Raw genomic sequence first — 3,147 nt, forward strand, 5'->3', positions numbered from 1 at the left:
ACAGAAGACAACTGGCTGCTGACCATCCTCCGCATCCCGATGCAGAGCAACCAACGCGGCGTGCCGTTCATCACTGTGCCCATCGGCATTATCACCAATGACGGAATCATCGTTTCTGTCTGCTATCACCACACGGAGCTGATACCGGACTTCATTCAGCACACCCGCCGGAAGAACATAGTCGTCAACAATAAACTGGATTTGATTCTGCGAATCATCTACTCTTCCGCCGTCTGGTTCCTGAAGTATCTGAAACAGATAAACAACGATGTGGCCACCGCCGAAAAAGAGCTGGAGAAAAGCATCCGCAACGAAGATCTCCTGCAACTGATGAAGCTGCAAAAGACGCTGGTCTACTTCAACACTTCCATCCGTGGCAATGAAGTGATGATAGGACGGCTGAAAAACATCTTTCAAGACACCAATTATCTGGATTTGGAATTATTGGAAGACGTGGTCATCGAGTTGAAGCAGGCATACAATACCGTAAACATCTACAGTGATATCCTGACGGGAACCATGGACGCCTTCGCCTCCATCATCTCCAACAATGTGAATGCCATCATGAAACGTATGACAAGCCTCAGCATTACACTGATGATTCCCACGTTGATAGCCAGTTTCTACGGCATGAATGTGGACATCCACCTGGAGAGTTTTCCGCACGCGTTTATTTTCATCATACTTTTGTCGGCAATATTATCAGCAGTGACATTCGTATGGTTCAGAAGGATTAAGTGGTTCTAAACAGCATCATTGTCCGAAGTTCAGCGACAACTGCCCATCCCCCAAGAGATTAAACGTCAAGCGATGATAGGGTGTAGTACCCCGCTCAGCAATGGCGGCACGATGTTTCTTGGTGGGATACCCCTTGTTACGATTCCAGTCATAATACGGATATTCCTCGTGAAGGCGGTTCATGTAGTCATCACGATAGGTCTTTGCCAAAATGGAGGCGGCAGCGATGGAAAGGTACTTCCCGTCTCCTTTCACTACGGTAGTATGCGGCAAGTCCCGATATTTTTTAAAGCGGTTGCCGTCTATCAGCAGATGTTGCGGACGGACATTCAGTTGGTCAACAGCACGGTGCATGGCAAGAAAGGAGGCATTGAGAATATTGATTTTGTCAATTTCTTCGGGAGAGACGACGCCCACCGCCCATGCCAGAGCCTCTTTTTCAATCACTTCACGCAAGGTATAGCGTTGTTTTTCCGTCAGCTGCTTGGAGTCGTTCAAAAGTTCATTCTTAAAGTCCGTTGGCAGAATAACAGCAGCGGCATAGACCGCACCGGCCAGACAGCCGCGACCGGCCTCATCGCATCCTGCCTCTATCAAATCTTTATTCAAATAAGGTAATAACATATATATCGCTATCTTTGAGGCACAAAGATAAATCTTTTTGGAGGGAAACCGGACTTCTAAGAAGAATTAATTAAATTTGCAGAAACAAGACGATGCCATGAAGAAAAACCTATGTCTACTACTCGTATGTCTTCTGTCAGCAGCTGCCCCACTGCAAGCTCAAGACATGCAGCAAGCACAGAAATTGATTGACCAAGCACAGAAATACCTGTACAACAACCCCAAACAAGCTTCCTACTATGCAGCTCAGGCTTCTGCCTTGTTTCCCGAAGATGAGCCCAGTGAGGTCCGCGCACAAGCTATGATTCTCTACTGTCAAGCCGAACAATTGTTGGGGAACTTCGACCTAAGTATCAAGAATCTTTATGACACCCAAAAATATATCCATCCCACCAACAAAAAACAAATGGCACAACTCTGCTCCTTGATGGGGCGTGTATACAGCAAACTAGGCGATTACAACAAAGCCATTGAACTGAACGACAAAGCAACCTCCATCTTCAAATCCATCGGCGATTCCACCTCTGTGGCCGGATGCTATAACGAACGTGGAGTAATGCACCACTTCATGAGTGAATTTACCGTTGCCGAGCGTTTCTTCCAGCGTGCGCTGGCCATCAACCGTGCCCAACGAAACCTGAAAGAGATTGCAACCAACCTGAACAACCTCTGTCTGTACCGGGGAAATACGGAAGAGAAACTTTCTTTCATCCAGGAAGCCATCACCATCAACAAGAATCTGGATGCCCAATGGTCTCTTGGCGAAAACTACAACAACATGGGGAAACAGTATTACTATGACAAGCAATACTCCAAAGCCTTGGAAGCCTTGCATAAAGCCTACGAGTATGCCCACAACATCGGAGCCCGCGAACTGATTTGCGACAATTACGAATATTCGTCCATGGTATATGCAGCTATAGGTGACTATGCCCAAGCTTATAAGTATCTGGACAAGAGGTACCACCTGGGCAAGGAACTGCAAAGTAGCAACAAGCTACGCAACATCGAGCAGGAAATTTCCTATAAAAGATACCAAGACCAAAAATATGCCACTGAAATGCAGGAACAAACCTACAAGATAGAGCTACTGAAACGCAATTTGTGGCTTTTGGGCAGCGTACTCATTCTGGGAATAGCTTTCAGTATCTTTCTATATAAATGGTATAAACGCCGAAAAGATTTGCAACTGATAGAAGCACGCTACCAATTGCAACTGTCCGAAAAGGAAGTTGCCGAGCTAAGAATGCACCAGCAAGAACTGGAACTGCAAAACGTAAACAACGCCCTCGCCACCAGCCGCCAGGAAGCAACCAGCTTCGCCGTATTCCTGAAAAGCCGCAACGAACTGCTGGACAAAATACGCGAAATGGTGAAAGAGGGATATAAGATGGACGCACAAGCCATCACGCCCCACCTGAAGAAAATCAACGCATTCATCAGCCAGAGCCAGAGTGGTGACAAAACCAACAGCGCCCTACTGACAAACATCGATGACAAGAGCAATGAATTCCTGCAAAGACTGGTGGCGATTCATCCCAAACTGACACAAGGCGAGAAATATCTTGCCACCCTGCTAAGGGTGAACCTGTCTACCAAAGAAATATCCATGCTGACCGGCACCACTCCCAAAACCATCAACATGACCCGCTACCGCTTGCGCAAATCCCTCAACCTCTCTTCCGAAGAAGACCTGACGGACTATCTACAGAATATATAATCCGGCGCTCAAGCCCAAGGCGCGCTGAATATTTATTTTGCATTTCCACCCTCACCACCCTCACC

3 protein-coding genes are annotated in these 3,147 nt (G+C 47.0%); 2 read left to right on the forward strand and 1 reads right to left on the reverse strand.

All coding sequences use genetic code 11. The features are described 5' to 3' along the window. Positions 1–747 (forward strand): magnesium transporter CorA family protein (locus ABUA47_RS23925; RefSeq protein WP_349832190.1); only part of this gene is annotated, 747 nt, incomplete at its 5' end. A gap of 6 nt (positions 748–753) precedes the next feature. Here ABUA47_RS23925 and ABUA47_RS23930 read toward each other — a convergent pair. Next, positions 754–1,362: a ribonuclease HII gene (locus tag ABUA47_RS23930; protein ID WP_008662678.1), complete on the reverse strand. Its 609-nt coding sequence runs from the start codon at positions 1,360–1,362 to the stop codon at positions 754–756. Between the two features lie 97 nt (positions 1,363–1,459). Here ABUA47_RS23930 and ABUA47_RS23935 point away from each other — a divergent pair, with 97 nt between their 5' ends. Then, entirely contained in the window at positions 1,460–3,082 is a 1,623-nt protein-coding gene (locus tag ABUA47_RS23935) for a tetratricopeptide repeat protein (RefSeq protein WP_349832192.1), read from the forward strand. Positions 3,083–3,147: the final 65 nt, after the last annotated feature.

This window comes from Bacteroides sp. RTP31139st1_H2_RTP31139_211217 (assembly GCF_040227615.1).
GTDB classification, from domain to species: domain Bacteria; phylum Bacteroidota; class Bacteroidia; order Bacteroidales; family Bacteroidaceae; genus Bacteroides; species Bacteroides uniformis.

What these genes read in the sequence shown, in the direction of transcription:
- ABUA47_RS23930 (WP_008662678.1), bottom strand. Translation starts at nt 1,362, where the DNA reads ATGTTATTACCTTATTTGAATAAAGATTTGATAGAGGCAGGATGCGAT.
- ABUA47_RS23935 (WP_349832192.1), top strand. Translation starts at nt 1,460, where the DNA reads ATGAAGAAAAACCTATGTCTACTACTCGTATGTCTTCTGTCAGCAGCT.